Raw genomic sequence first — 21415 nt, 5'->3', positions numbered from 1 at the left:
ACGGCACAAAGGTCAACGGTAGTCTACTCAGTCACCATACTACCAAAGTAGTATATTGATCCTCAGTGGGTTTACGGGCCTACTACCTTTGTAGTATATGCAGGCAGCAACCGAGCCGGGACGAGGGCAGAAGGCTTACTTTTACAACTGTTTATACGTGTTGCCTATGCACCGCTTCAGCTGTCTCCTCCTGCTCATCAGTTGCTTGGTCGCCTGCCAGTGGGAGAAGCCCAACTTCCCCGCGCAGGTTACCTCGGCAGCTGATTCGGCGCGGGTGTTCGGGCTGTTTGAGCGGGTCTATGTAGTGCAGAATACCAGCCCCGACAGTGCCTACGCGCTTATTCGGCAGGCGGGTGAGTTGTCGCGGCAGCTTGGATTTGAGCAGGGATTGTTTAACTACTACAACCAGGCAATGTATAACCGGGCTGCGTTTCGAGGTGATTTTGCGCTGGCTCATCGCCTGGGCGACACGGCGCTGGCCCTGGTGCAGAACCCTGCACGAAAGCGGTTTCGGATGCTAATGTATTTTTCGCGGGCTATCGCCTACCAGATCCAGGAAGAAAACGATTCGGCCATTGTCTATTATCTGAAAGCTATTGACAATCAGTCGTTTACAAAAGACACGTCGCGCCTGCCGATGATCCAGAATAACCTGGCCATCCTGTTTCACTACCAGCAGCGCGATGACCTGGCGGTTAGTTATCAGCTAAAATCATTGCGCCGCGCTCTGGCCCGCCGAGACACCGGCGACCTCATTGGCGGCTATGTGAACCTGTACGGTTACGAAGTGGCCCGGCGCGATACCGCCACGGCCTACACATACCTCAGAAGAGGGCTGGCCCTTGGTAAACCACCGCGAATCTGGCAGGAACAGGTGGAGTTGTTCAAAAACGCGGGCGACTATTTCCTGGCGAAACACCAGACCGCCGAGGCCCGCCGATATGTAGTTCGTTACTATGACCTGACCAAAAAACTGTATCCGCCCGCCTACCTCGCCATGCCCCTGATCTCGCTGGCCCGCACCGACTGGCAGGCGGGCAACGTACCCGAAACAGAGCGTAATCTGGTGGCTGCCAGTAAACTAACCGATACGGATTCGCTGCCGATGCTGGAGCGGCAGTCATTTTACCAGACACAGTATGCCCTGCTGAAAGCAACCAACCGCCCGGCGGCAGCCCTGGCGGCCCTGGAACGTTACAACGCCGCCGTGCTGGCGTTTGATCAGGGCGAAAAAAACCGGCAGCTGGTGGCCTATCATGAACGCGTCAGGCAACTGACGCATGAGAAGCAACTGGCTGATAATCAATACGCTATCAACCGGAAAAATAGCTTGATTGCCGCCCTGATTGCCGGCTGCCTGCTGCTGGCGGGGCTGGGTACGTTAGGAGTACTGTACTGGCGAAAACGCAAGATGCTGGCGTCTGAGCAACTGACAAAATTGGCACTGGAAGCCGAGTGGGCCACCCTGAAAGGCCGCATGGAAGCCCAGCAGGAAGAGCGCAGCCGAATTTCGCAGGAGCTTCACGACGAGTTGGGGGCGGCTCTCACCTCGATTTCGCTGGCCAGCGAACTGCTGAAACAGAAGGACCAACCCAATTCTGCCGAAGTACAGATCATCGCCAGAGCGTCGTCGGAGATGACGACGCGCATGAACGAAATTGTCTGGAGCCTCAACGTCAACAACGATAACGTGCAGAGCCTGGTGGCCTATATCCGAAAATTCTGTTCCGAGTTTCTGGGCGAAGCGGGCATTCAGATGGTCTTTACCGAAACCATCACCGAACCGCAGCGGGAACTGAGGGGAATCATTCGACGCAACGTGTACCAGTCTGTAAAAGAGGCCGTTAACAACGTGGTGAAACATGCCGGAGCCTCGCGGGTAGATTTGGTGATTGCTACCGTCGAGAACGAACTGCACATCCTGATCCGCGACAACGGCAAAGGCATGGAGGGTACCCCTGCCCGCCAGTGGAGCAACGGCCTGCTCAACATGCGCCGCAACATCGAAGCCATCAAAGGCCGCATCACCTGGAGCACCGACAACGGCACGCAGGTGCGCATCCAGACGCCGATGGGAATATAAGCCACAAAGACCAATGACCATCACCGTATACATCGTTGAAGACAACCCCGATATTCAGTTGCTGCTGCAAACCATTGTTAGCCGCGACACTGACTATGCCTGCGTAGGCGTAGCCCCGACGGGTAGCGAAGCCCTGCGCAAAATTCCCGAACTACTGCCCGACGTGGTGTTGATGGACATTGGCCTGCCCGATATCAGCGGCATCGACTGCGTCAGGAAACTGAAGCCCCTCTGCCCCAACGTCGAGTTTATCATGTGCACGATCTACGACGAAGATGAAAAAGTATTTCAGTCGCTGGAGGCCGGAGCCAACTCGTACATACTGAAGAAAAGCAAGCCCGAACTGCTCCTGACGGCCATCCGGGAGGTGTTTGAAGGTGGGTCGCCGATGAGTAGCGACATTGCCCGCAAGATTGTGGCCCGGATGCAGCGCAAAGATCAGCCCCGCACCGACTACCACATCACGCCCCGTGAGGTAGACGTGCTCACGATGCTATCTAAGGGCCTGACCTACAATGAAGTAGCCGATCAGCTTTTCATTAGCGTGAAGACGCTTAAAAAGCATATTTACAATATCTATGAAAAACTCCACGTCGATAATAAGGTAGAGGCACTAAACAAATTTTTTGGTAAGTATTGAGCAGAAGCGTGTTTTAGGCTACAACAGCGCATAAGAAAACAGGTATTTATACTTGCGCGAGTTAGGTATTTTTTGTTTAGCAGTCTGTTGTTAGCTATCTTCCGTTTCTGTAACGAAGTGCCCTACCCAATCGTCGTCCGGTCGTCGCTATGCCATGTCCATTTTGCCAGTAACGTACGCTCACTTACGGCTATTTTTCGACGGGATGCTCCTGATGATGGCGGTCTATGCAGCACTGTCCTACTGGCAGCAAAAAAAGGCCGTCTACGCGTATTACGCCGTCTATATCATCTGTGTGACCATCACCTTTAGGTATGACGATCTGGAGTATGAACATCCTGATTATCAGGTCGGAGCCAGTTATATGGTCACCTTGACGGAAAGTATTGCTTTTGCGCTGTATATCCGGTTTGCCATGGCCCTGATGGACTTTCGACAGAACGACCCCGCCAGTGACCGGCTGCTACGGGCCATGTTGCTGCTGCTGGGTTGTCACATGATCATTGAGGCACTATTATACCTCATGAACGGATCGCCGATGTTACGATCAGGCATTTACATTGCCACGCGGCTGGTGCTGGCCAGTGCTGCCTTGTGGGTAGTGCCGCGCATTTTGCGGTTGCGCCAACCCGTAATGATCTACTTCGTGGTGGGGTCTTTTTTCTTCACGGCAGGTTGCCTGATAGCTCTCTGGGGTAATTACGTGCCTGCCCTGTTTACTAAACAACCGCATAGCGCCTTTACCTTTCCCATCAGCTTTATGCAGCTTGGCGTGGTGCTGGAAGTACTTTGCTTCACGCTGGGCCTGTCGTTGCGCAACTGGCAAACTGAGCGCGAGCGCGTAGCTGTGCAGGCCGAACTGATTGCCCAGTTGCAGGAAAACGAACGCAAACAACAGCAGCTTCAGCGCATCCGGGCCGACATTGCCCGCGACCTTCACGACGATATTGGCGGCGACCTCAGCGGCATCAGTATGCTGAGTCAGGCGGCTGACCGGCAGTTGGTGAGCCAGCCCGACGAGGCCCGCGCCACCCTCCGGCTCATTGGCGAATCGGCGCGGCAGGTGCTGTCTACCATGCGGCAGATTGTCTGGAGCCTGGCGGCCAGCCCCACCAACAGCGAAGATTTTGTGTACCGCCTGCGCGAAACCGCCTACGCGCTTTTCGACCGGCAGCCCGTTGAACTGCTGCTTGACTTGCCCACGGCCCATGCCTGCACCGAACTAGCCCCGGAAGTGCACCGGGCGGTGTATCTGATTTATAAAGAGATGCTGCACAACACCGCCCGCCATGCCTCGGCCCGCCACGTGTCGGTTAGCCTGACCTGCTTGGACGAATACCTGCGGCTCACCGTCAGCGACGACGGCGTTGGGTTCAACCCAAAAGAAGTACCCGAAGGCAGCAATGGCCTGGCCAGCCTGCGCCAGCGGACTGCCGATCTGGGCGGAAGTCTGTCCATCCGATCCTTCCCCGGCGAAGGCACCACGCTTACGCTGTCGTGCCCCATTAAACTGAAGGCCTACCAGGAGCAATCAGTTGTGGGTGTTAACTAATTACTAGTCAGCCACAAAAGCAAATTCCGGAAAGCCGTAGAACTCGTACTTTACATTCTGCGCAGCACTGGGAAACGTGGCCGTAGCGACGGACTGATAGCACGAGTTTAACACCAAAATACTGCCCTTGTTGACAGGCAGGAAGTCGCCGCCACCCGTCTTGTAAACATAGCCGTACTTCTTGTTCGTCCCGCCCGACTGGCTATTGATGCTGATGACGTACTTTTTGTTTACCGGAACCGTCAGGGCATCGATAGGCTCCATGGTCAGTACGTCGGGCGATGACTGCTCGATTGTCTTTTGGCGTAGCACCGCTTTGGTGTCGTTGTCCCAGATGATGACGCGGTAGCTACCCGGTTCGGGCATTTTGCTGCCCACTTTGGTAATCTTGCCTGCCACCGACGAGTTGAAGACGATGCCCAACTCCCACGGACCTGAGGTGCGGACGCCGGATGTCAGCGTGGCATCGCCTTTAACTAAACTAGTAAAGGGGGTTTCTTCGGGGTTGGCGTCGGCGGTTTTTTTGCAGCTTGTCGAGGCCAGCATCAGGAGGGATAGTACACTCAGTTGAAGCGCCTTACTGAAAGAAGTGATGGTTTTCATGATGGGGATAGCGGCGGAAAGCCAGTTAATTCGCTGTAAAGCTCCGCTGCTTTTTGCCCCGCCGCGTCCCATAAAAAGGGGATGTGAAAACCACCCCCGCTCCGTGCTCCCTGCCCTCAGCCCCTATACTTCGCAATGGCCTCGGTAACGGAGTGGACGTGGAGCTTTTCGTAAATGCGCTTGATATGGGTCCGCACGGTCTCCACGCTGATACCCAGTTCGGCGGCTACCAGCTTGTAGCTCAGGCCTTTGGCCAGGTGTTGGAGCACCTGACTTTCGCGGGTGGTGAGTTGTTCCAGGTCGGCCGAATGGCCAATGCGGGTAGGAAAAGTCTGGATTACCTTGCGGGCAATACTGGGGGTCATGGGTGCGCCACCGGCATAGACCGACTGGATGGCCTCCAGGATCTGGTCGGGGGTGGTTTGTTTGAGCAGGTAGCCCGAAGCCCCGGCGCAAAGTGCCCGAAACACACGGTCGTCGTCGTCGAAAACGGTGAGCATAAGGATATCGACGTTGGGAAACTCGCGGTGGAGGCCCGTTACGGCCTGAATGCCGTCGCGCCCCGGCAGGTCGATGTCCATCAGGATCACGTCGGGCTGAAGGCGGTAGGTCTGGTCGTTGGCATGAAGGCAGTCGCCGAAGGCACCTACCAGAGTGTAGTCGTCTTCGTCGGTGATGAGGGCCGAGAGGGCCTCCCGCAACGGTTGATTGTCTTCGTAAATAGCTACCCGGATGGCCATGGTGAAGTGAATTTTATTGGTTGTTTAGTAAACGAAGGTACCCGCTTTGGGCTGTCTGACACTACCATATTTATGGGATAAACGAACGGTTGAGTAAGTGGTCGGGGCGGCTATACGTCAGCCTATGCACCTCCCTGTCCAACTATCAGCCTGACAGTAGTGCCCTGACCCGCTGTTGACTGGATGGTCAGCTCACCCCCGATGAGCTTGGCGCGGGCCTGCATGTTGCGCAGGCCGTTGCCCCCACCGGGGTTTTTATAGTCGGGCTGGGCCGGGTCGAAGCCACAGCCGTTGTCCTGCACGGTGAGCACCAGCCCGCTGCCCGTGACCTCAACCGCTACCCGAACATTGCTGGCCTGGGCATACCGAGCCACGTTAGTGACGGCCTCTTTATAAATCAGAAAAAACTCGCGCCGCACCTCGGCCGACAGGCTCACATGCCGCACCGCCTCGGCTACCGATAGATTGAAAACCACGTCGGTGGTCCCGAAAAGGCTATTTCCCACGTCGGCCATGCGGGTCAGCACGTCGTTTATGGAGTCGTGGGCGGGGTTGATACTCCAGACCATGTCGCCCATGCGGTCAATCACCTGCCGGGCGGTCTGACCAATACTGGCTAGTGCCAGTTGTGTTTTTTCGGGATTACGGAGGGCATTGCGGTGAGCGGTCTGGCTCATGATGCTGATGCTGCTGAGGTAGCTGCCCATGTCGTCGTGCAGGTCGCGGGCAATGCGGTCTCTAACCCGCTGCATCTGTAGAAACTGCCGCAGCCGGTACAGATAAAGAAGATAGAGCGCTGCACTAACAAAAAGCAACCCGAACAAGAACATCAACGGCAAAAACCACCACCGTAGCCATAATGGCGATTCTACAATGACACGCAGCCGAGCCGACTGAACAGCCGGATTGGCCAGATCACTTATGCTAATAATAAACTCGCCGTTGGGCAGGTTTGGTAGAAACAGAACACTATCATGTGTAGTGATTGTGCCAGCTAGCAACCACCGAACACCGTAGGCGTATACGGGCAATTTACCGGGTGATTTAAAGTGAATGAGCAAACTGTTTTGCCTATACGGTAACCTAATCAGGGTATCCTGTGGCGAAAAGTGCAGTGCTTTTTCATTTACATTTAGCCGTGGTCTGCTCTCTATGCTACTGACAACTATACGCTGTGCCTGGCAGAACGTTAAGCAAAATAGATAGCTGCCAAAAAAAAGCGTCAGTTTCATAAAGAGGCGTATGTATTAATTTTTTTACTGGTGCTGAGCCGCAGCCCTATAGCAAACAGACAAAAAGCTACGGCCCCCATAACAAAAGAAAGCGTATCGCAGAAAAAATAAAGATCGAGGGCCGTCTCAATGAAGTATTTTTTAAACATTGATGTTATGGCCGAAAAGAAACCATAAATGAACAATCCAAGTTGAATATATAGATTTGAGTTTTGATGTATTTGACTGTCGTTCAAATCTTTTATTATAGATTTAAGAGCATTAAATGCATAGACGACTAGTATCATTCGGGCTACAAACTCGGTCACTGTATTAATATTATTGTATCCAACTAAGACAATTATCTCCACTGGAATACATATACTAACAATTGCAGCTAATAGGTATGATGGATAGACATTCTTCTTGCCAATTGAATAGAAAAAAACAGTAAACCAAATTATGAGAAGCGTATTTAAATAATGAATATAATGGTTGCGAATTTTAAATATTGCGAGAACGTACGCGTAGATTTCCAAACACATTAATAGCACTAAAAAAATTGTCAGTAGCTGATTTGCTTTACCTATATGCATCCATTGGCGTAACCCCACAGCAACTGGCCATAGGATTACGCCAAAAAAAATCATGAACAAAATATCGATGACGTCGTAGAAAGTCATAGCATATTCGTGCTAATCATCATGTTTGTTCAACCGTAACTATTATCGTGCGTTGCAGGGTTGCCGAGGTGGACAATCGAAGGCGTCGCCGTCGTTCTTGATGGCTGAGGAGCAGAAGTAGATGGGCGTACCAGCGGGGGCAAGTTCCAGCATCAGGTTTTGTGCCCGGCCCGAAATAGCCGTTTCGGGGTGGTCGCCGGTGTTGTTCATGCCGAAGCGAAGCCGGATTAGTGTACTGCCACCCAGTACTGCCGGATCGTTAAGCAGCTTTTTGAACGTGACAATGTCCATTACGTAGCCGTGCAGATCGCTCAGCGGGGCGGTTTCCTGGTAGCGGCCCAATTGCGCCTGTGCTTCTTTAGGTGTGATCAGCTTGTTGAAATCCAGAAAATAGTCACCCTGCCCCTTGCCCGATGCGCTGGGGTGGCGGTAGGGTTCGTCGAGCCGGTCGATGGTGGGCTTGCCATTGGGGCAATAGAAGCCCCCCGACACAATGACGTGGGTGTTGAGGTTGGCATCTAGTCCGAAACACAGTTTCAGGCATACGCAGTGGAGTTGCTCAAAATGATCGGCAATCCAGAGCATGGTTGCTTTGGGGACCACATATTGCACCACTGATCTTTCCTCATTGGGCAGCACCCGTGGCGTAAAGGTGGTAGAACGCGCCTGCGTAAAGTCGATCAGCCGCTGTTCAAAATCAGTCAGGTTGGTAGGGCCGCGCTGTAGTTCGGCCATCTTTTTGGCCTGCGCGGCGGGGTTGTTGGGGTAGTTGAGGAAAAAGTCGAAAGCCTCCTGGGCTAACTGGTTGTCAACGGCTTGCATGGGGGAGTGTGTTTAGACTACGTAAAGTAAAAAGAAAGTAAGTGATACACTAAATGGGCTAGCTTACGGTAAAAAATCAACCAAACCGTACCATGCCAGCCACTCAAATCAACCAGAGCGACCTTGTTTTTTTAAATGATCTTCAACAGGTTCGGACCTTGCTTCAACAGGGGGCAATCAGGGCAGATACCACCTTGCAGACGATGCTGCCCGCGCCTGCTGCGCCGCCCGTAGCGGCGCCAACTGGGTTTGGGCTAAATTCGCTGCTGTGGATCTTCACCGACCGTGCGCCGGAATTACTAACCATGACCGGCGACCGGTCCGTTTTTTTGAGTTTGTTCATCTTTGTCGGTACCGGCATGACCTCCGTTACAACGCCTGGCGGTGTTCACCCAACTGTCCGTTTGAAAATAGGTAAATCGGGATCGGGCAACCGGGAGTCATTTATAGACATACCGGAAGTGCTTGAGCAAACTGACTGGTCGCTGCGATTAGTCACGTTAGATATTGTTGACAAATTAATTCGGGTTGAATTGAGTCAGCTAGTTGCACCCAACCGCCTTGCCGAGTTGAGATCCCTTCGTGAGGTCATCCAACTGAGGCACGTTTTTCTGCCCAACGGCCTTTCTGCCAGGCGATTAACGGCAATAGGGTCGTCGCGTGTGGAAGTACCCGCTGCCCGGTTTTTTACGCCCGCCAACGCCCCTTCTCCCGTTGTGCTCCCCATAGCCACGCCTTTTACTGCTGCTACCCTGGCTTCCCAACCCACATTGGTGCATATTTCTAAGCCCGATAACCAGAGCCTGACCCAACTGGCCACGGCCGTGCTTCCACCACCCGTCAACGACACGAAAACCAAACCGATATTCGACTTCCTCAGCAACTTACCAGCCAATCATATCGACGATCACGGTAAAAAATCGATGGACGTTGTGCAGTCGGTTGTGCCAGGGGCCACGCTACGCTACGTTAGCAGCTTTTACCCTTTCCTGACACCCGTGGCCAAACTGACCAGTGGTACGTTTCGGTTCGGCATGGCCTTCGGCAGTCCGGTTATCACGGCATTACGTTCGGGCGACATCATTTTTATCAGTCAGTCCGTCGACTTTATGGTGTCGGGGACGAGCCGCAAGCTGCCCGTGTTGTTCGATTTGGCTGTACACAGTGTGGCTACCTGGCTGGAGAAGCGGGGGGTGCTGGTATTGTTTTCGGCTGGTGGCGGCAGTGCAGGGGAAGCCACTGACCTCACTAGCGGTCTGGTTGGCCAGTTCCTTCCTGCTGATGTTCCCCTGCCTGGTTTGCTCATTGGGGGAGTTACACTCGCTGCGTCAGGGGCAACCTTCAGTAGTAATTTTGGCGCTGTCGTGTCGTGCTATGCCCCACCTGTTGCCGTGCCGTCTGATGCCACAAGCCCGCAACTGGATGGTAGTTCGGGGGCCACGGCCTACGTAGCCGGATTGATGCTGGCGGCACAACGACGGGCGAAAAGCAGACTTAAACCGTTGCTGACACCGCCGCAGTTAAAGAAATGCCTAATGGAATCAACGACAGCCCTAACCAGTAGCGGACAGGCCGTTAGGCAGGCCCCAACGCTGGCCAACTTTCTGCTGCGGGTAGATCAGTTGCTCACTACGGGCCTCTAAGCTGGTAGGCGGGTTGTTGCTGGCAGGGAACGGGGCTGGTTGTCATCGCAGAGGAGCCGGTAGTGTCGGGCATTTTTGTGGGCCAAAGGTGCAACAATCACCCCCGGCGGTGCATCCCATAAAAGGGGGATACGCCACACCACCAATTCCCGCCGCTGCTTACTGATACACCCGCACGTAGTCTACCTCCAGGCGGCGGGGCCAGATAGTCTCGTCTACGCCTTTCTGGCCGCCCCAGTCGCCACCTACGGCCAGGTTTAGCAGCAGGAAAAACGGTTTGGTAAACGGCCACTGCGCCTCGGTGCTGCCCAATTCGGTGCGGTTGACAGAGTTGAACTTCAGGTCGTCGACGTAGAAATCGATCCGGTCAGCGGTCCAGTCGATGGCGTAGACATGGAAGTCGCTGGAGGCGGTGGGCACCCGCGTCTGCTTGCCCTTCTGGGTGCCGATGCTGTGGTTGTAGGCCTTGCTGTGAATCGTGCCGTGCACCACGCCCTGATCGAAACCAACGTGCTCCATGATGTCGATTTCGCCACCCAGGGGCCAGCCCACCTGCGCTACCTGCTGCCCCAGCATCCAGAAGGCGGGCCAGGTGCCGCGCCCGTCGGGGAGTTTCAGGCGGGCTTCAAACCGGCCGTAGGTCCAGGTGGCGGTATTTTTGGTCAGGAGCCGCGCCGAGGTATACTGGCTGCTCTGGTATGTCTCTTTCCGGGCCTCGATAATGAGGTAGCCGTTTTCGACGCGGGCATTTTCGGGGCGGCTTTTCGTATAAAATTGTAGCTCGTGGTTGCCCCAGCCGCTGCCGCCCACGTCGTAGCCCCACTTGGTGGAGTCGGGCAGGCCGGGCCTGGTGAACTCGTCGGCCCAGACGAGCTTGCGGGTGGGGGTGGTCTGGGCGTGGGCCAGGGTGCAGAGCAGCAGGCAGGGGAGGAGGAGTTTCATAACGGAAAGCTACAGGCAAAGAGGTTCATTCAACGCCCGTTACCTGCATTTGTAATGTGTAGACTGATTCAGAGGCCGTTATGAACAGGGTGTTGCGGTCTTTGCCGCCAAAACAGATGTTGCCCACCCACCGCGACGGCACGGGGATGGTCCCGATTTTGGTGCCCGCCGGGTCATAGATGGTCACGCCCCGCCCCGTCAAATACACGTTACCCTGGTTGTCGAGCGTCATGCCGTCGGAACCCTGGTTCACAAACAGCTGCCGGTTGGTGAGCGTGCCGTCGGGGCTGATCTGGTATTTGTAGGTTTTGCTGGCACCAATGTCGGCCACGTAGAGGTACTTGCCGTCGGGCGTGCCTACAATGCCGTTGGGCTGTTTCAGGTCGCCATCAACGACAATAGGTTCCTGTTTGCGGTTGGGCAGGAAGTAGACCTTCTGCCCGTCCATCTCCGGCTTTTTCCGGGTCCAATAGTCGCGCTGGTAGTAGGGGTCGGTGAAATAGATGCCACCTTTTTTGTCTAGCCAGAGGTCGTTGGGGCCGTTGAGTTTGCGCCCCTGCACCGCCGAAAGCACCACCGTGTGGTTGCCCTTGGGGCTGATGGCCCAGATCTCGTTTTGCTCATCGGCACAGGCGTAGAGCGTGCCTTTTTTGTCGAAAAACAAGCCATTCGAGCGGCCCGTTTTGTCCATGAAAACGGTCAGCTTACCGTCGGTGCCGTAGGTCCAGATCTTGTCGTTGGGCTGGTCGGTGAAATAGATAACGCCCTGTTTATCAACGGCGGGACCTTCGGTAAATTTGAATTGGTTCGACACCTGCACCAGCGCGGCACCAGGTTTTACTGTCCTGATTGAATCCATTGACTGACTGTGTATTGGCTGGCTGCCGAGCAATTGAACGAGCAGGATGCCCGCTACCAGGCCGTAGCTGATGTTGTGGTGCATATAAGGGTTAATGTACTATCCTGTAGGAAAAGGCATCAACCCAACCTACTTTACCGTATTGCCTCACTACGCTGCCCGTTTGGTCGGGGCGTTTGCTTTGTGCAAGAAATTGTCCTGTTCATCCGGCAGCTATCCTGCGGCTGGGGGGCATTTTTGTCTCGACAAAACCACTACGTTTGCCCATGGACATCACGACGCAGGTTGGCATTATCGGGGCTGGCCCGGCGGGGCTTACGCTCGCGCTGCTGCTGGCGCAACAGGGCATCGAATCGGTCATTCTGGAAAACCGAAGCCGCGACTACGTGGAATCACGGGTGCGGGCGGGGCTACTGGAACAAAACACCGTCGATCTGCTGCGTGACCTGGGCGTGGCCGACCGCCTCGACCGCGAGGGCCTTCAGCATCATGGCGTGTACCTGAGCTTCAACGGCGTTCGGCGGCGGGTGCCGTTTGCTGAGCTGACAGGCGGGCGGTGTATCACGATCTACGGTCAGCAGGAGGTGGTTAAGGACCTGATAGCAAAGCGGTTAGCGCAGGCCGGTGCTATTCGGTTCGAGGCCGTTGCTACCCAGATCGAGGGACTGGATGGTCACTCGCCCAGCGTCCGGTTCGAGCAGGGCGGTGCTACCCATACCCTCCACTGCGACTACGTGGCCGGGTGCGATGGCTACCACGGCATCAGCCGCGCCGCGCTGCCAGCCGGCAGTTACCAGGAGCACCGTATCGACTACCCGTTTAGCTGGCTGGGTATTCTGGCCCACGCCGCCCCCGCCTCCGACGAGCTGATCTATGCCTACCACGAGCGGGGGTTTGCCCTGCTCAGCCTGCGGTCGCCCACCGTGAGCCGGCTGTATCTTCAAGTGCCTAACGACGAGCGGATGGACGACTGGACCGACAACCGAATCTGGGACGAACTGGACCTGCGCCTGGGCGATGGCACCGATTTCAAACTAAACCGGGGTGCCATTTTCGAGAAAGGTATCACGCCCATGCGCAGTTTCATGATCGACAACATGCAATACGGGCGGCTGTTTCTGGCGGGCGACGCAGCTCACATTGTACCCCCAACGGGCGGAAAAGGCCTGAACCTGGCCGTAGCCGATGTGCAGCTGATGGCCGCTGCCCTCATCGAGGCCTACCAGACAGGGCAGACTCACCGCCTGAACAGCTACACCACCGACTGCCTGCGGCGGGTGTGGCGGGTGCAGGATTTTTCCAACACCATGACCTACCTGTTTCATAAGCAGGCCCCCCACGGTTCGTTCGAGAATAAACTCCAGCAGGCCCGCTTCGACTACATCGTCTACTCGAAGGCCATGGCCACCACCATTGCTGAAAACTACGTGGGCCTGAAAACGGTCTATCCAGCTGATGTCGTTCGGTAGTAAAGGACCAAACCCCCTCATTGGCTGGCAGTTAGACCGGACTGCTATACGCACCCTTGGGCGTGATCTGCAACGCCCGGAATGTATTCTGGCCGAGCGCGACGGCACCATCTGGACCGCCGATGCCCGTGGGGGAGTAATGAAAATCAACCCCGACGGTTCGCAACAGCTGATCTCGCCCTTCGTGGACGCGCCGGGCAATACTCCGGAGGCAATTGCTGGCTATGAAAACCGCTACATTCAGGCGCAGGGGTCGCTGCCCAACGGGCTGTGCCTGGCCCCAAACGGTAGCGATTTCATCATAGCTAACTGGGGTACCAACGCTCTGGAACTCATGACCCGCGCCGGGCACCTGACCACCCTCTGCACCGAAATAGACGGTCTATCGCTGGGCAAGGCCAATTTTCCGTTGCGTGATTCAAAAGGGCGCATCTGGTTTACCGTCACTACCCGCACCGAACCCTGGTCTGACCAGATCAACACGCGGGCAACTGACGGCTACATTGCCCTGCTGGATGAACACGGCGTCCGAATCGTAGCCGATGGCTTTTGCGGCACCAACGAGATCCGGTTCGACCCGGCCGAAGCGTGGCTCTACGTGGTGGAAAGCACCAGCTGGCGTATTTCGCGGTTGCGGGTACAGCCCAACGGTACCCTCACCGACCGGGAAGTGTACGGTCCGTCGCGGCTGGATGGGTTTCCAGATGGCTTTGCCTTCGACGCGTACGGCAACCTCTGGGTGACACTCATTTTCACCGACCAACTCATTGCCATTACCCCCGACGGCGACGTGTTGACATTACTCGATGAGTCGAATCCGGCGACGAAACAGGCCCTGTTTACGGCCTACGAAAACCGCGCCGTAACCCCCGACATGTTGGGGGCCACCATGGGCACACTGGCTCCCTGGCTGGCGAGCCTTACCTTCGGCGGGCCTGATCTGCAAACGGTTTACCTGGGCAGTCTGCGCGGTACCACCGTCCCTTATTTCCGGTCGCCAGTGGCTGGCCAACCCATGATTCACTGGTGATGAGGGACGATAAACGGCCCTATTTTTTACGAAAGGATGAATAGATTCGAAAATAAGGTCTGCGTGGTTACGGGCGCGGGATCGGGTATTGGACAGGCCACGGCGCTGGCCTTCGCCCGCGAGGGTGCGCGTGTGCTGGTGGCCGACGTAAACGTGGCAGGGGGCGAAGCTACTGTCAATCAGATTGCTGCGCTTGGTGGTACGGCTATTTTCATGTCTGTGAACATTGCCGAGCAGCAGCAGGTGGAGGCTATGGTGGCGCGGGCCGTAGCCGAGTGGGGGCGGCTCGACTGTGCCGTAAACTGCGCGGGCGTTACGGGCGGCGTTTCGGCCCCAACGCACGAGTACCCCGACGCGGCCTGGGCGCAAAATGTGGCCGTAAACCTCAACGGCACCTGGTTTTGCCTGAAAGCACAACTGGCGCAACTGCTGAAGCAGGGGGGCGGCACCATCGTGAACATCGCTTCGGCGGCGGCGCTAAAGGGCCATCCCAACAACATTGGCTACTGCGCCACCAAACACGCTATTGTGGGCATGACCAAAACCGCCGCCATTGAATACGCCACCAACAACATCCGGGTGAACGCCCTCTGCCCGTCGGCCATTGAAACGCCAATGATTATGGACGGGCGGCTGAACCTGCGTAACAACCCCGAACTGAAGGTGAAGTTCACTAACGATCAGGCCATGAAACGCATGGGCCGCCCTGACGAAGTGGCCGACGTGGCGCTGTGGCTCTGTTCCGACCAATCGTCGTTCATGACGGGCCATGCCATGACCGTCGATGGTGGCATGTTCGCCTAATCGCTTACATTCGCCGCTGTATGTTGGCAGACCTGATTTTCACCACCCCGGCCATTGAGGCGATCCTGGCCGACGAAGCCGAATGGCAGTTGATGCTGGATTTTGAAGCGGCCCTGGCCACGGCGCAGGCTGCCGTTGGCGAGATTCCCGAATCCGCAGCGGCGAGTATTCGGGCCGTCTGCGCGGAAGGCGATTGGGACCTGGAAGCCGTTCGGCAACAGACGCTGCTGGCGGGCAATCCGGCTATTCCGATGGTGTCGGCCCTGCGGGCGCGGGTGGCGGATCGTGACGCCGAAGCTGCCCCTTATGTTCATCGCGGGGCCACGAGTCAGGACGTGATCGACACGGTGCTGATGGGCCAACTGCGCATGGCCATCGCGCTATTGTTGAGTGACCTGCACCAGCTAACCGATCTGCTCACCCGCCTGGCCAATGCCCACGTCCACACGCCCATGATGGGCCGAACGCTGCTGCAACAGGCCCTGCCCATCACGTTTGGCCAGAAGGCAACGGCCTGGCTCGATGGCCTCGTTCGGCAGAAAGGTAAATTGCAACAGCTTGCTGGTGAGGTGATTGTTTTACAATTAGGCGGACCCGTTGGCACCGGTGACAGTTTTGGCGAACACCAAAAAACCATCAGTGAAACGATGGCCGACGCGCTGAACCTGGGCAGTCCAACCCATGCCTGGCACACCCAACGTGACCGCGTGGCTGACCTGGCGGGCGCATTCGGCACCATCAACGGCCTGCTGGGCAAGCTGGCTACCGATGTCGTTTTACTGATGCAGACCGAAGTAGGGGAGGTGCGCGAAGGTGCCGCCGACGGCAAAGGCGGGTCGTCGTCGATGCCGCACAAGCGCAACCCGGTGTCGAGCACGTTTATGGTGGCTATTGCCCACCGCACCCCCGCCCTGGTAGCCACGCTGCTAAGCACCATGCTGCAACCCCACGAACGCGCCGCCGGCCCCTGGCATGCCGAGTGGGCCGTGGTGCGTGAGCTGCTACGCCTCACCGCCGCAAACCTGCACCACGCTAACGACCTCATCAGCAGCCTGGAAATAGATACTGCCCGCATGAAGTCACAGCTTGGGTGAAGTAAGAAATGTTTGGATTGTCTAAGCTGGGTGCTGAGTGTTACACGAATTTTTTAGCTACCTCCCTGGCCTGTGTCCCCACAGGCCTACGCATGCGTCAGCAATCGCGTACCTGCATCGGCGTAGGCCTGTGGGGACACAGGCCAGGGAGGTGGGCCTTGTTTGTGTTAAGTGATCCTCTGCTGTCGCGCTGTAGGTTGCTGACGCGTGGCCCTTCGACTAGGCCGGTCCGCCGGTGCGGTCCCCGACAGGCTTAGGGTGACAGGGACGTGGATTCAGGTTCACTGAGTTGATTCAATTGTGTTGTCACCCTGAGCCTGTCGGGGACCGCACCGGCGGACCGGCCTAGTCGAAGGGCCACGCGTTAGCAACCTACATAGCAAAGCAAGCACTCAGCATCCCACCTGATTGGCCTGCCGGAAAGCTTTTGGGGTGGAGCCTGTTTGTTTTTTGAACAGGCGAGAGAAGTAGGCCGGGTCGGTGAAGTTGAGCCGGTAGGCCACTTCAGCAACGGTATAGTCGCTGTGGATGAGGTAGTTGCGGGCCTCAGTCAAAAAATAGTCATACACCACCTGCATGGCCGATTTCTGCATCAGGTCACGGCAAACGCGGTTGAGGTGTACGGCCGTAATGTGCTGCTCATCGGCATAATGGGCGATGTTTTTTTGCGGATCGCGACTATGCCGGATGCTTTTTTGAAACAACCTCAGAATGGTCAGGCGACGGTTTTTTTGCGCGAAATCGGGTTTGATTTGTTGCTTCACGTACCTGAATACATCCGTTAGCAGGGCCGCTAGCAGAGCCTGCACCACAAACGCCCGGCCGAGCAGGGTGTCGGCCGTTTCGTCGGACAGGCGGTTGAGCAGGGTGGTCAGGTAGGCGAACCACGCGGGTTGCTGCTGAAGACTGATGGCCTGATTCTGTGTCGTTTCGAGCGAAATGGCTGGGATCTTCGTGGTCAGTTCGTCAATGAATGAGGCCGAAATAGTGAGCACAAAGCCGGTCGTCTCCACCTCATAGCGCAGCCCATGCAGGGTGTTTTCGGGAAAGAGCAGCAGGCACGGCCCACAAAACGGGATCTCGCCCGCGTCCGACCAGACGGTGCCGTTGCCCGTTTCTACGCAGAACAACTGAAATAGCTGCGTGTGAATGTGCGGTTTGATCACCCACTTGTGCTGAAAGCTCCGCGTTTCGATCCGTTCGATCTGCACAAAGTCGGGCAGGATCACGGCGTGCTGTTCGCCGTAGAGGCCATCGTAATTCTGAATAACTTGCTTCATGCCGAGTGGGTAGGGTCGGTGGCGGGGGCAAAGCTATGTATGATTTGTCGCTAGTTTACATTCGTTTGTCCTGACCGCCTCCTGACTGCCCCGCCTATTTTTGTACCGTTACCCTCACCCAAGCCTATGCCGTTCGCCCAAGTGCATCACCGCGCCGTTCACTACCAGTGGGCCGACCACGGTCAGCCACATACCCTCGTGTTTATCAACTCGCTGGGCACCGACTTGCGCATCTGGGACGAGGTAGTTCAGCGGCTGGGCACGTCGGTGAATATGCTTCGCTACGACAAGCGTGGACATGGGCTGTCGGAAGGAACGCCCGCCTCGCAACTGGCTACCGGCACGATGGACGCCTTCACCGACGACCTCATCGGCCTGCTCGACGTGCTGGGCATTGACCGCTGCATTCCGGTAGGGTTGTCCGTAGGTGGGCGCATTGCGCTGGTGCTGGCCGACAAACAGCCGGAACGGGTAGAACGGCTGATTCTTTGCGATACGGCCCATATCATTGGTACGCTGCAAAGCTGGGACGAACGCATCCGGGCGGTGCAGACGCTGGGGCTGGAACAACTGTCGGGTCAGGTGATGGAACGGTGGTTTACGCCTGATTTTGGGCAACATAATGCATCAACGGTAGCCATTTTTCGGCGGATGCTGATGGCCTGTGCCCCCGCCGACTACATTCGCTGCTGCGAAGCCGTCCGCGATGCTGACCTCACCGAGCAGGCCCGCCGCATTGGGCATCCCACCCGCTGCATAGTCGGTACCGGCGACGTGGCTACCCCGCCCGCCCTGGTGCGGCAACTGGCCGACCTGATTACCGGGGCTGACTACCACGAACTGGAAGGCTCCGGCCACCTGCCGTGCGTGGACAATCCCGCCCGCCTGACAACCCTTATCGCCGACTTTTTGCATGACTAGAGACGACTTATATGAACAGGGCATGGCCACCCGCCGGGCCGTACTGGGCGACGCCCACGTAGACCGGGCCGAAACCAATAAAACGGATTTTGATGCTGATTTTCAGCAATTTATCACCGAAAATGCCTGGGGTAGCATCTGGTCGCGGCCCGGCCTCACTCCCCGCGAACGCAGCCTGATCACCATTGCGCTGCTGGCCGCGCTGGGGCACGACGACGAACTGGCCATGCACATCCGGGCCACCAAAAATACCGGCGCTACCCCCGCCGACGTGCAGGAAGTGCTGCTGCACACGGCCATCTACGCGGGCGTACCCGTCACGAACGGAGCCATGAAACTGGCCAAGGCCATCTTTACCGAAACGAATCCCTGACATGCCCGACCTCGACGTGCACCCCCCGCACCTGTACCCTGCCTACAAATCGACCATCTTGCGCAGCCCGACCCGGCCGCTGCTGCTTGTGCCTGAACACCTCCGCGACGTGTCGATGCCAGTTTTCGGGGAGTCGGTGCTGGGCGAATTTGACCATGACCTGACCAAAAACGCCCGCGTCAACGGCGAACCCATTGGCGAACGAATCAAGGTAACGGGCCGGGTGATGGATCAGCAGGGGCGGGGTCTGGCCAACGTCCTGATTGAAATCTGGCAGGCCAACGCGGCGGGGCGCTACGTGCACAAGGCCGAAATTCACGATGCCCCCCTCGACCCCAATTTTCTGGGTAGTGGCCGGGTGCTGACCGACGCCGAAGGCCGCTATTCGTTCTACACCATCAAACCCGGCGCCTACCCCTGGGGCAACCATTACAACGCCTGGCGGCCCAACCACATCCATTTTTCGGTGCTGGGCCACCACCTCGAACAGCGGCTGGTAACTCAGATGTACTTCCCCGGCGACCCGCTGTTTGCCTTCGATCCCATTTTTCAGTCCACGCCCGTGCCCGCCCGCGAACTGCTCATCGCCCAGTTTAGCATGGACCATACCGAGGCCGAGTTTGCCCTGGCTTACATGTTCGACATGGTGCTGAACGGACACCGTAAAACCCCGTTTCAGTAATGGCCCACCTACTAAGAGAAACTCCCTCGCAGACCGTAGGGCCTTTTTTTGCCTACAGCCTTACCGCCGAGCAGTATGGCTACCCCTACACTAGCCTCATGAACCACGCCATGGTGAGCGACCAGACCCCCGCCGACTACGCCGCCTCCGAACGGATTTTTATCCAGGGGCGGGTGTACGACGGGCAGGGCAACCCCATCCCCGACGCCGTGGTGGAACTCTGGCAGGCCGACCCGCAGGGACACTACCGCCTCGCGCCCATTGGACCCCGCAACGGGCAACCCGGTTTCACCGGCTTTGGCCGGATGGGCACAGGCACCCTACCCGACGGGCAATTCCGGTTCACGACGCTCAAACCCGGTGTAGTAGCGGGAGCGAATGCGGCCCCCTACATCAACGTCACGCTGTTTATGCGCGGCTCGTTGCGCGGCCTGTTCACCCGGCTGTACTTTTCAGACGAGGTCGACGCCAACGCGCAGGATGCCCTGCTGAACAGCGTTGACCCCGCCCGCCGACATACGTTGCTGGCCCATCGGGAAGACCAAAACGGGCAGCTGACCTACACGTTCAACCTGCACATGCAGGGCGACAACGAAACCGTATTCTTCGCGTTTGCACCATGAAACAAGTCCCTATTCTGACCCCCGATGAGGCGGCGGCACTGGTAAAATCGGGTGATACGCTGCTGGGAGGCGGTTTTGGCATGACCGGCAACCCCGTTCACCTGCTTCACGCCCTGGCCCAAACCAGTACGAAAGATCTCACGTTCATTGGTAATAATGTGGGCGAACCAGGCCTGGGCGGCGGGCGGCTGCTGCTGAACGGGCAGCTTCGCAAAATGGTCGGCTCGTTTTTTACCAGCAACCCCGATGCCGTAAAAGCGGCGCAGTCGGGGGCGGTGGCGTATGAACTGCTGCCGCAGGGCACGCTGGCCGAAGCCATCCGGGCCGGGGGCGCGGGCATCGGCGGGTTTTTCACGCCCACGTCGGCGGGGACAATGCTGGCCGAAGGTCGCGAAACCAGGATGCTGAACGGCGTGGAGCAGGTCTTCATTCCCGCCATCCGGGCCAACGTGGCTTTTGTGCGGGCGTGGCGGGCCGACACGGCGGGCAACCTGACCTACCGCATGACCGAACAGAATTTCAACCGAGCCATGGCCACCGCCGCCGACCTGGTCATTGCCGAAGTGGAAGAAATCGTGCCCGTGGGTGCGCTCGACCCCAACCAGATTCATACGCCGGGCTGCTTTGTCGATTACCTTGTGCAGGCCCACATGTCGGCCGATATGCTGGGGTCGTCGGCTTCGCTGGGCAGCGCGCGCAAGGTGAGCGAAGCGCGGATGAACATGGCACGGCGGGCGTTTCAGGAGTTACAACCCGGCGACGTGGTCAACCTCGGCGTGGGTATTCCCACCTTGGTGGCCGACCTGATTCAGCCCGAACAGGGCATTATTCTGCACACCGAAAACGGGATGCTGGGCGTTGGTCCACCCCCGGCAGACGGCGGCGGAGCCATGGATTACCCCGTCAACGCGGGCAAGATTCCGGTGACGGCCCTGCCCGGCAGCAGCTATTTCGACAGTGCCGACTCGTTTGCCATGATTCGCGGCGGGCATATCGACGTGGCCATCATGGGTGGTCTGGAGGTCGATGAGGCCGGAAACCTGGCTAACTGGGCCGTGCCGGGCAAGCCGCTGCTGGGCGTGGGCGGCGCTATGGACCTGGCATCGGGGGCCAAAAGGCTCATTATCACGCTCATGCACAACGACCCCGACGGCACCTCGAAAATCGTTCCTGCCTGCACGCTCCCTCTCACCGCCGAAGGTGTTATCGACTTAATCATCACCGACTTAGCCGTCTTCGGCTACCCCGACGGACAACTCACCCTGCTCGAACTCATGCCCGGCGCCACCCTGGCCGACGTCCGAGCCAAAACTGACGCGAAATTTAATAGCGAAGGGCGAAGTGCAAGGAGCGAAGAGTGA

General features: G+C 57.2%; 21 protein-coding genes. 13 read left to right on the top strand and 8 right to left on the bottom strand.

The features are described 5' to 3' along the window. Positions 1-166: 166 nt before the first annotated feature. The 3 genes from J2I48_RS02015 (at position 167) to J2I48_RS02005 (ending at position 4275) form a co-directional block, all read left to right on the top strand. Complete coding sequence (locus tag J2I48_RS02015; RefSeq protein ID WP_207333695.1) at positions 167-2083, top strand: histidine kinase; 1917 nt, start codon at positions 167-169, stop codon at positions 2081-2083. 13 nt (positions 2084-2096) lie between these two features. Continuing rightward, on the top strand, positions 2097-2723 hold the full coding sequence (locus tag J2I48_RS02010) for a response regulator transcription factor (protein WP_207333694.1): 627 nt from the start codon (positions 2097-2099) through the stop codon (positions 2721-2723). A gap of 154 nt (positions 2724-2877) precedes the next feature. Next, on the top strand, positions 2878-4275 hold the full coding sequence (locus tag J2I48_RS02005) for a sensor histidine kinase (protein WP_207333693.1): 1398 nt from the start codon (positions 2878-2880) through the stop codon (positions 4273-4275). Between the two features lie 3 nt (positions 4276-4278). On the opposite strand, the gene J2I48_RS02000 is transcribed toward J2I48_RS02005, so the two are convergent. From J2I48_RS02000 to J2I48_RS01980, 5 genes are all read right to left on the bottom strand, one after another. Next, positions 4279-4878 (bottom strand): DUF4082 domain-containing protein, encoded by a 600-nt coding sequence (locus J2I48_RS02000; protein WP_229375720.1) that lies wholly within the window; start codon positions 4876-4878, stop codon positions 4279-4281. A 116-nt stretch (positions 4879-4994) separates the two neighbouring features. Continuing rightward, complete coding sequence (locus J2I48_RS01995) at positions 4995-5618, bottom strand: response regulator (RefSeq protein WP_207333692.1); 624 nt, start codon at positions 5616-5618, stop codon at positions 4995-4997. Between the two features lie 122 nt (positions 5619-5740). Beyond that, positions 5741-6679, bottom strand: a complete 939-nt coding sequence (locus J2I48_RS01990) for a sensor histidine kinase (protein WP_207333691.1) — start codon at positions 6677-6679, stop codon at positions 5741-5743. Positions 6680-6846: 167 nt separating this feature from the next. Next, positions 6847-7512, bottom strand: coding sequence for a hypothetical protein (locus J2I48_RS01985; RefSeq protein WP_207333690.1), 666 nt, complete (start codon positions 7510-7512; stop codon positions 6847-6849). Positions 7513-7554: 42 nt separating this feature from the next. Then, a complete protein-coding gene (locus J2I48_RS01980; protein WP_207333689.1) occupies positions 7555-8334 on the bottom strand; it encodes a hypothetical protein in 780 nt (259 codons plus the stop codon). A gap of 92 nt (positions 8335-8426) precedes the next feature. Between J2I48_RS01980 and J2I48_RS01975 the strand changes: the two genes are divergently transcribed. Beyond that, positions 8427-9977, top strand: a complete 1551-nt coding sequence (locus J2I48_RS01975; RefSeq protein WP_207333688.1) for a S8/S53 family peptidase — start codon at positions 8427-8429, stop codon at positions 9975-9977. Between the two features lie 159 nt (positions 9978-10136). On the opposite strand, the gene J2I48_RS01970 is transcribed toward J2I48_RS01975, so the two are convergent. Both J2I48_RS01970 and J2I48_RS01965 read right to left on the bottom strand, forming a co-directional pair. Then, a complete protein-coding gene (locus J2I48_RS01970; RefSeq protein ID WP_207333687.1) occupies positions 10137-10919 on the bottom strand; it encodes a glycoside hydrolase family 16 protein in 783 nt (260 codons plus the stop codon). A gap of 25 nt (positions 10920-10944) precedes the next feature. After that, positions 10945-11862 carry an SMP-30/gluconolactonase/LRE family protein gene (locus J2I48_RS01965; protein ID WP_207333686.1) on the bottom strand — a complete coding sequence of 306 codons (918 nt, stop codon included), beginning with the start codon at positions 11860-11862 and terminating at the stop codon, positions 10945-10947. 182 nt (positions 11863-12044) lie between these two features. On the opposite strand from J2I48_RS01965, the gene J2I48_RS01960 reads away from it, so the two are divergent. Genes J2I48_RS01960 through pcaB form a run of 4 tightly spaced genes read left to right on the top strand, consistent with a single transcriptional unit; the run spans position 12045 to position 16175 of the window. Further along, a complete protein-coding gene (locus tag J2I48_RS01960; RefSeq protein WP_207333685.1) occupies positions 12045-13247 on the top strand; it encodes a 4-hydroxybenzoate 3-monooxygenase in 1203 nt (400 codons plus the stop codon). Beyond that, positions 13234-14277, top strand: coding sequence for an SMP-30/gluconolactonase/LRE family protein (locus J2I48_RS01955; RefSeq protein WP_207333684.1), 1044 nt, complete (start codon positions 13234-13236; stop codon positions 14275-14277). Before J2I48_RS01960 ends, J2I48_RS01955 begins: the two co-directional genes overlap by 14 nt. A 36-nt stretch (positions 14278-14313) precedes the next feature. Continuing rightward, on the top strand, positions 14314-15081 hold the full coding sequence (locus J2I48_RS01950; RefSeq protein WP_207333683.1) for an SDR family NAD(P)-dependent oxidoreductase: 768 nt from the start codon (positions 14314-14316) through the stop codon (positions 15079-15081). Positions 15082-15101: 20 nt separating this feature from the next. Further along, positions 15102-16175 (top strand): 3-carboxy-cis,cis-muconate cycloisomerase, encoded by a 1074-nt coding sequence (gene pcaB, locus J2I48_RS01945; RefSeq protein ID WP_207333682.1) that lies wholly within the window; start codon positions 15102-15104, stop codon positions 16173-16175. Between the two features lie 392 nt (positions 16176-16567). Here pcaB and J2I48_RS01940 read toward each other — a convergent pair whose 3' ends face one another. Next, complete coding sequence (locus J2I48_RS01940) at positions 16568-17455, bottom strand: helix-turn-helix domain-containing protein (RefSeq protein WP_207333681.1); 888 nt, start codon at positions 17453-17455, stop codon at positions 16568-16570. Positions 17456-17581: 126 nt separating this feature from the next. On the opposite strand from J2I48_RS01940, the gene pcaD reads away from it, so the two are divergent. The 5 genes from pcaD to J2I48_RS01915 are packed head-to-tail and all read left to right on the top strand — an operon-like array spanning position 17582 to position 21415. Then, positions 17582-18376 (top strand): 3-oxoadipate enol-lactonase, encoded by a 795-nt coding sequence (pcaD, locus tag J2I48_RS01935; RefSeq protein WP_207333680.1) that lies wholly within the window; start codon positions 17582-17584, stop codon positions 18374-18376. After that, positions 18369-18749, top strand: coding sequence for a 4-carboxymuconolactone decarboxylase (gene pcaC, locus J2I48_RS01930; protein ID WP_207333679.1), 381 nt, complete (start codon positions 18369-18371; stop codon positions 18747-18749). Before pcaD ends, pcaC begins: the two co-directional genes overlap by 8 nt. A 1-nt stretch (position 18750) precedes the next feature. Continuing rightward, a complete protein-coding gene (pcaH, locus tag J2I48_RS01925; protein ID WP_207333678.1) occupies positions 18751-19431 on the top strand; it encodes a protocatechuate 3,4-dioxygenase subunit beta in 681 nt (226 codons plus the stop codon). Continuing rightward, complete coding sequence (gene pcaG, locus J2I48_RS01920; RefSeq protein WP_207333677.1) at positions 19431-20054, top strand: protocatechuate 3,4-dioxygenase subunit alpha; 624 nt, start codon at positions 19431-19433, stop codon at positions 20052-20054. The genes pcaH and pcaG overlap by 1 nt, the downstream gene beginning before the upstream one ends. Next, positions 20051-21415 carry a 3-oxoacid CoA-transferase gene (locus J2I48_RS01915; protein ID WP_207333676.1) on the top strand — a complete coding sequence of 455 codons (1365 nt, stop codon included), beginning with the start codon at positions 20051-20053 and terminating at the stop codon, positions 21413-21415. The genes pcaG and J2I48_RS01915 overlap by 4 nt, the downstream gene beginning before the upstream one ends.

The organism is Fibrella aquatilis (genome assembly GCF_017353255.1).
In the GTDB taxonomy this organism is placed as follows: domain Bacteria; phylum Bacteroidota; class Bacteroidia; order Cytophagales; family Spirosomataceae; genus Fibrella; species Fibrella aquatilis.
Note: the sequence above shows the minus strand (reverse complement) of the source record. Positions and strands in the feature narration are given on the sequence as shown.

What these genes read in the sequence shown, in the direction of transcription:
- J2I48_RS02010 (WP_207333694.1), top strand. Translation starts at nt 2,097, where the DNA reads ATGACCATCACCGTATACATCGTTGAAGACAACCCCGATATTCAGTTG.
- pcaH (WP_207333678.1), top strand. Translation starts at nt 18,751, where the DNA reads ATGCCCGACCTCGACGTGCACCCCCCGCACCTGTACCCTGCCTACAAA.
- J2I48_RS01995 (WP_207333692.1), bottom strand. Translation starts at nt 5,618, where the DNA reads ATGGCCATCCGGGTAGCTATTTACGAAGACAATCAACCGTTGCGGGAG.
- J2I48_RS01950 (WP_207333683.1), top strand. Translation starts at nt 14,314, where the DNA reads ATGAATAGATTCGAAAATAAGGTCTGCGTGGTTACGGGCGCGGGATCG.
- J2I48_RS01970 (WP_207333687.1), bottom strand. Translation starts at nt 10,919, where the DNA reads ATGAAACTCCTCCTCCCCTGCCTGCTGCTCTGCACCCTGGCCCACGCC.
- J2I48_RS01915 (WP_207333676.1), top strand. Translation starts at nt 20,051, where the DNA reads ATGAAACAAGTCCCTATTCTGACCCCCGATGAGGCGGCGGCACTGGTA.
- pcaC (WP_207333679.1), top strand. Translation starts at nt 18,369, where the DNA reads ATGACTAGAGACGACTTATATGAACAGGGCATGGCCACCCGCCGGGCC.
- pcaD (WP_207333680.1), top strand. Translation starts at nt 17,582, where the DNA reads ATGCCGTTCGCCCAAGTGCATCACCGCGCCGTTCACTACCAGTGGGCC.
- J2I48_RS01965 (WP_207333686.1), bottom strand. Translation starts at nt 11,862, where the DNA reads ATGCACCACAACATCAGCTACGGCCTGGTAGCGGGCATCCTGCTCGTT.
- J2I48_RS02005 (WP_207333693.1), top strand. Translation starts at nt 2,878, where the DNA reads ATGTCCATTTTGCCAGTAACGTACGCTCACTTACGGCTATTTTTCGAC.
- J2I48_RS01975 (WP_207333688.1), top strand. Translation starts at nt 8,427, where the DNA reads ATGCCAGCCACTCAAATCAACCAGAGCGACCTTGTTTTTTTAAATGAT.
- J2I48_RS02000 (WP_229375720.1), bottom strand. Translation starts at nt 4,878, where the DNA reads ATGAAAACCATCACTTCTTTCAGTAAGGCGCTTCAACTGAGTGTACTA.
- J2I48_RS01985 (WP_207333690.1), bottom strand. Translation starts at nt 7,512, where the DNA reads ATGACTTTCTACGACGTCATCGATATTTTGTTCATGATTTTTTTTGGC.
- J2I48_RS02015 (WP_207333695.1), top strand. Translation starts at nt 167, where the DNA reads ATGCACCGCTTCAGCTGTCTCCTCCTGCTCATCAGTTGCTTGGTCGCC.
- pcaB (WP_207333682.1), top strand. Translation starts at nt 15,102, where the DNA reads ATGTTGGCAGACCTGATTTTCACCACCCCGGCCATTGAGGCGATCCTG.
- J2I48_RS01980 (WP_207333689.1), bottom strand. Translation starts at nt 8,334, where the DNA reads ATGCAAGCCGTTGACAACCAGTTAGCCCAGGAGGCTTTCGACTTTTTC.
- J2I48_RS01960 (WP_207333685.1), top strand. Translation starts at nt 12,045, where the DNA reads ATGGACATCACGACGCAGGTTGGCATTATCGGGGCTGGCCCGGCGGGG.
- J2I48_RS01955 (WP_207333684.1), top strand. Translation starts at nt 13,234, where the DNA reads ATGTCGTTCGGTAGTAAAGGACCAAACCCCCTCATTGGCTGGCAGTTA.
- pcaG (WP_207333677.1), top strand. Translation starts at nt 19,431, where the DNA reads ATGGCCCACCTACTAAGAGAAACTCCCTCGCAGACCGTAGGGCCTTTT.
- J2I48_RS01940 (WP_207333681.1), bottom strand. Translation starts at nt 17,455, where the DNA reads ATGAAGCAAGTTATTCAGAATTACGATGGCCTCTACGGCGAACAGCAC.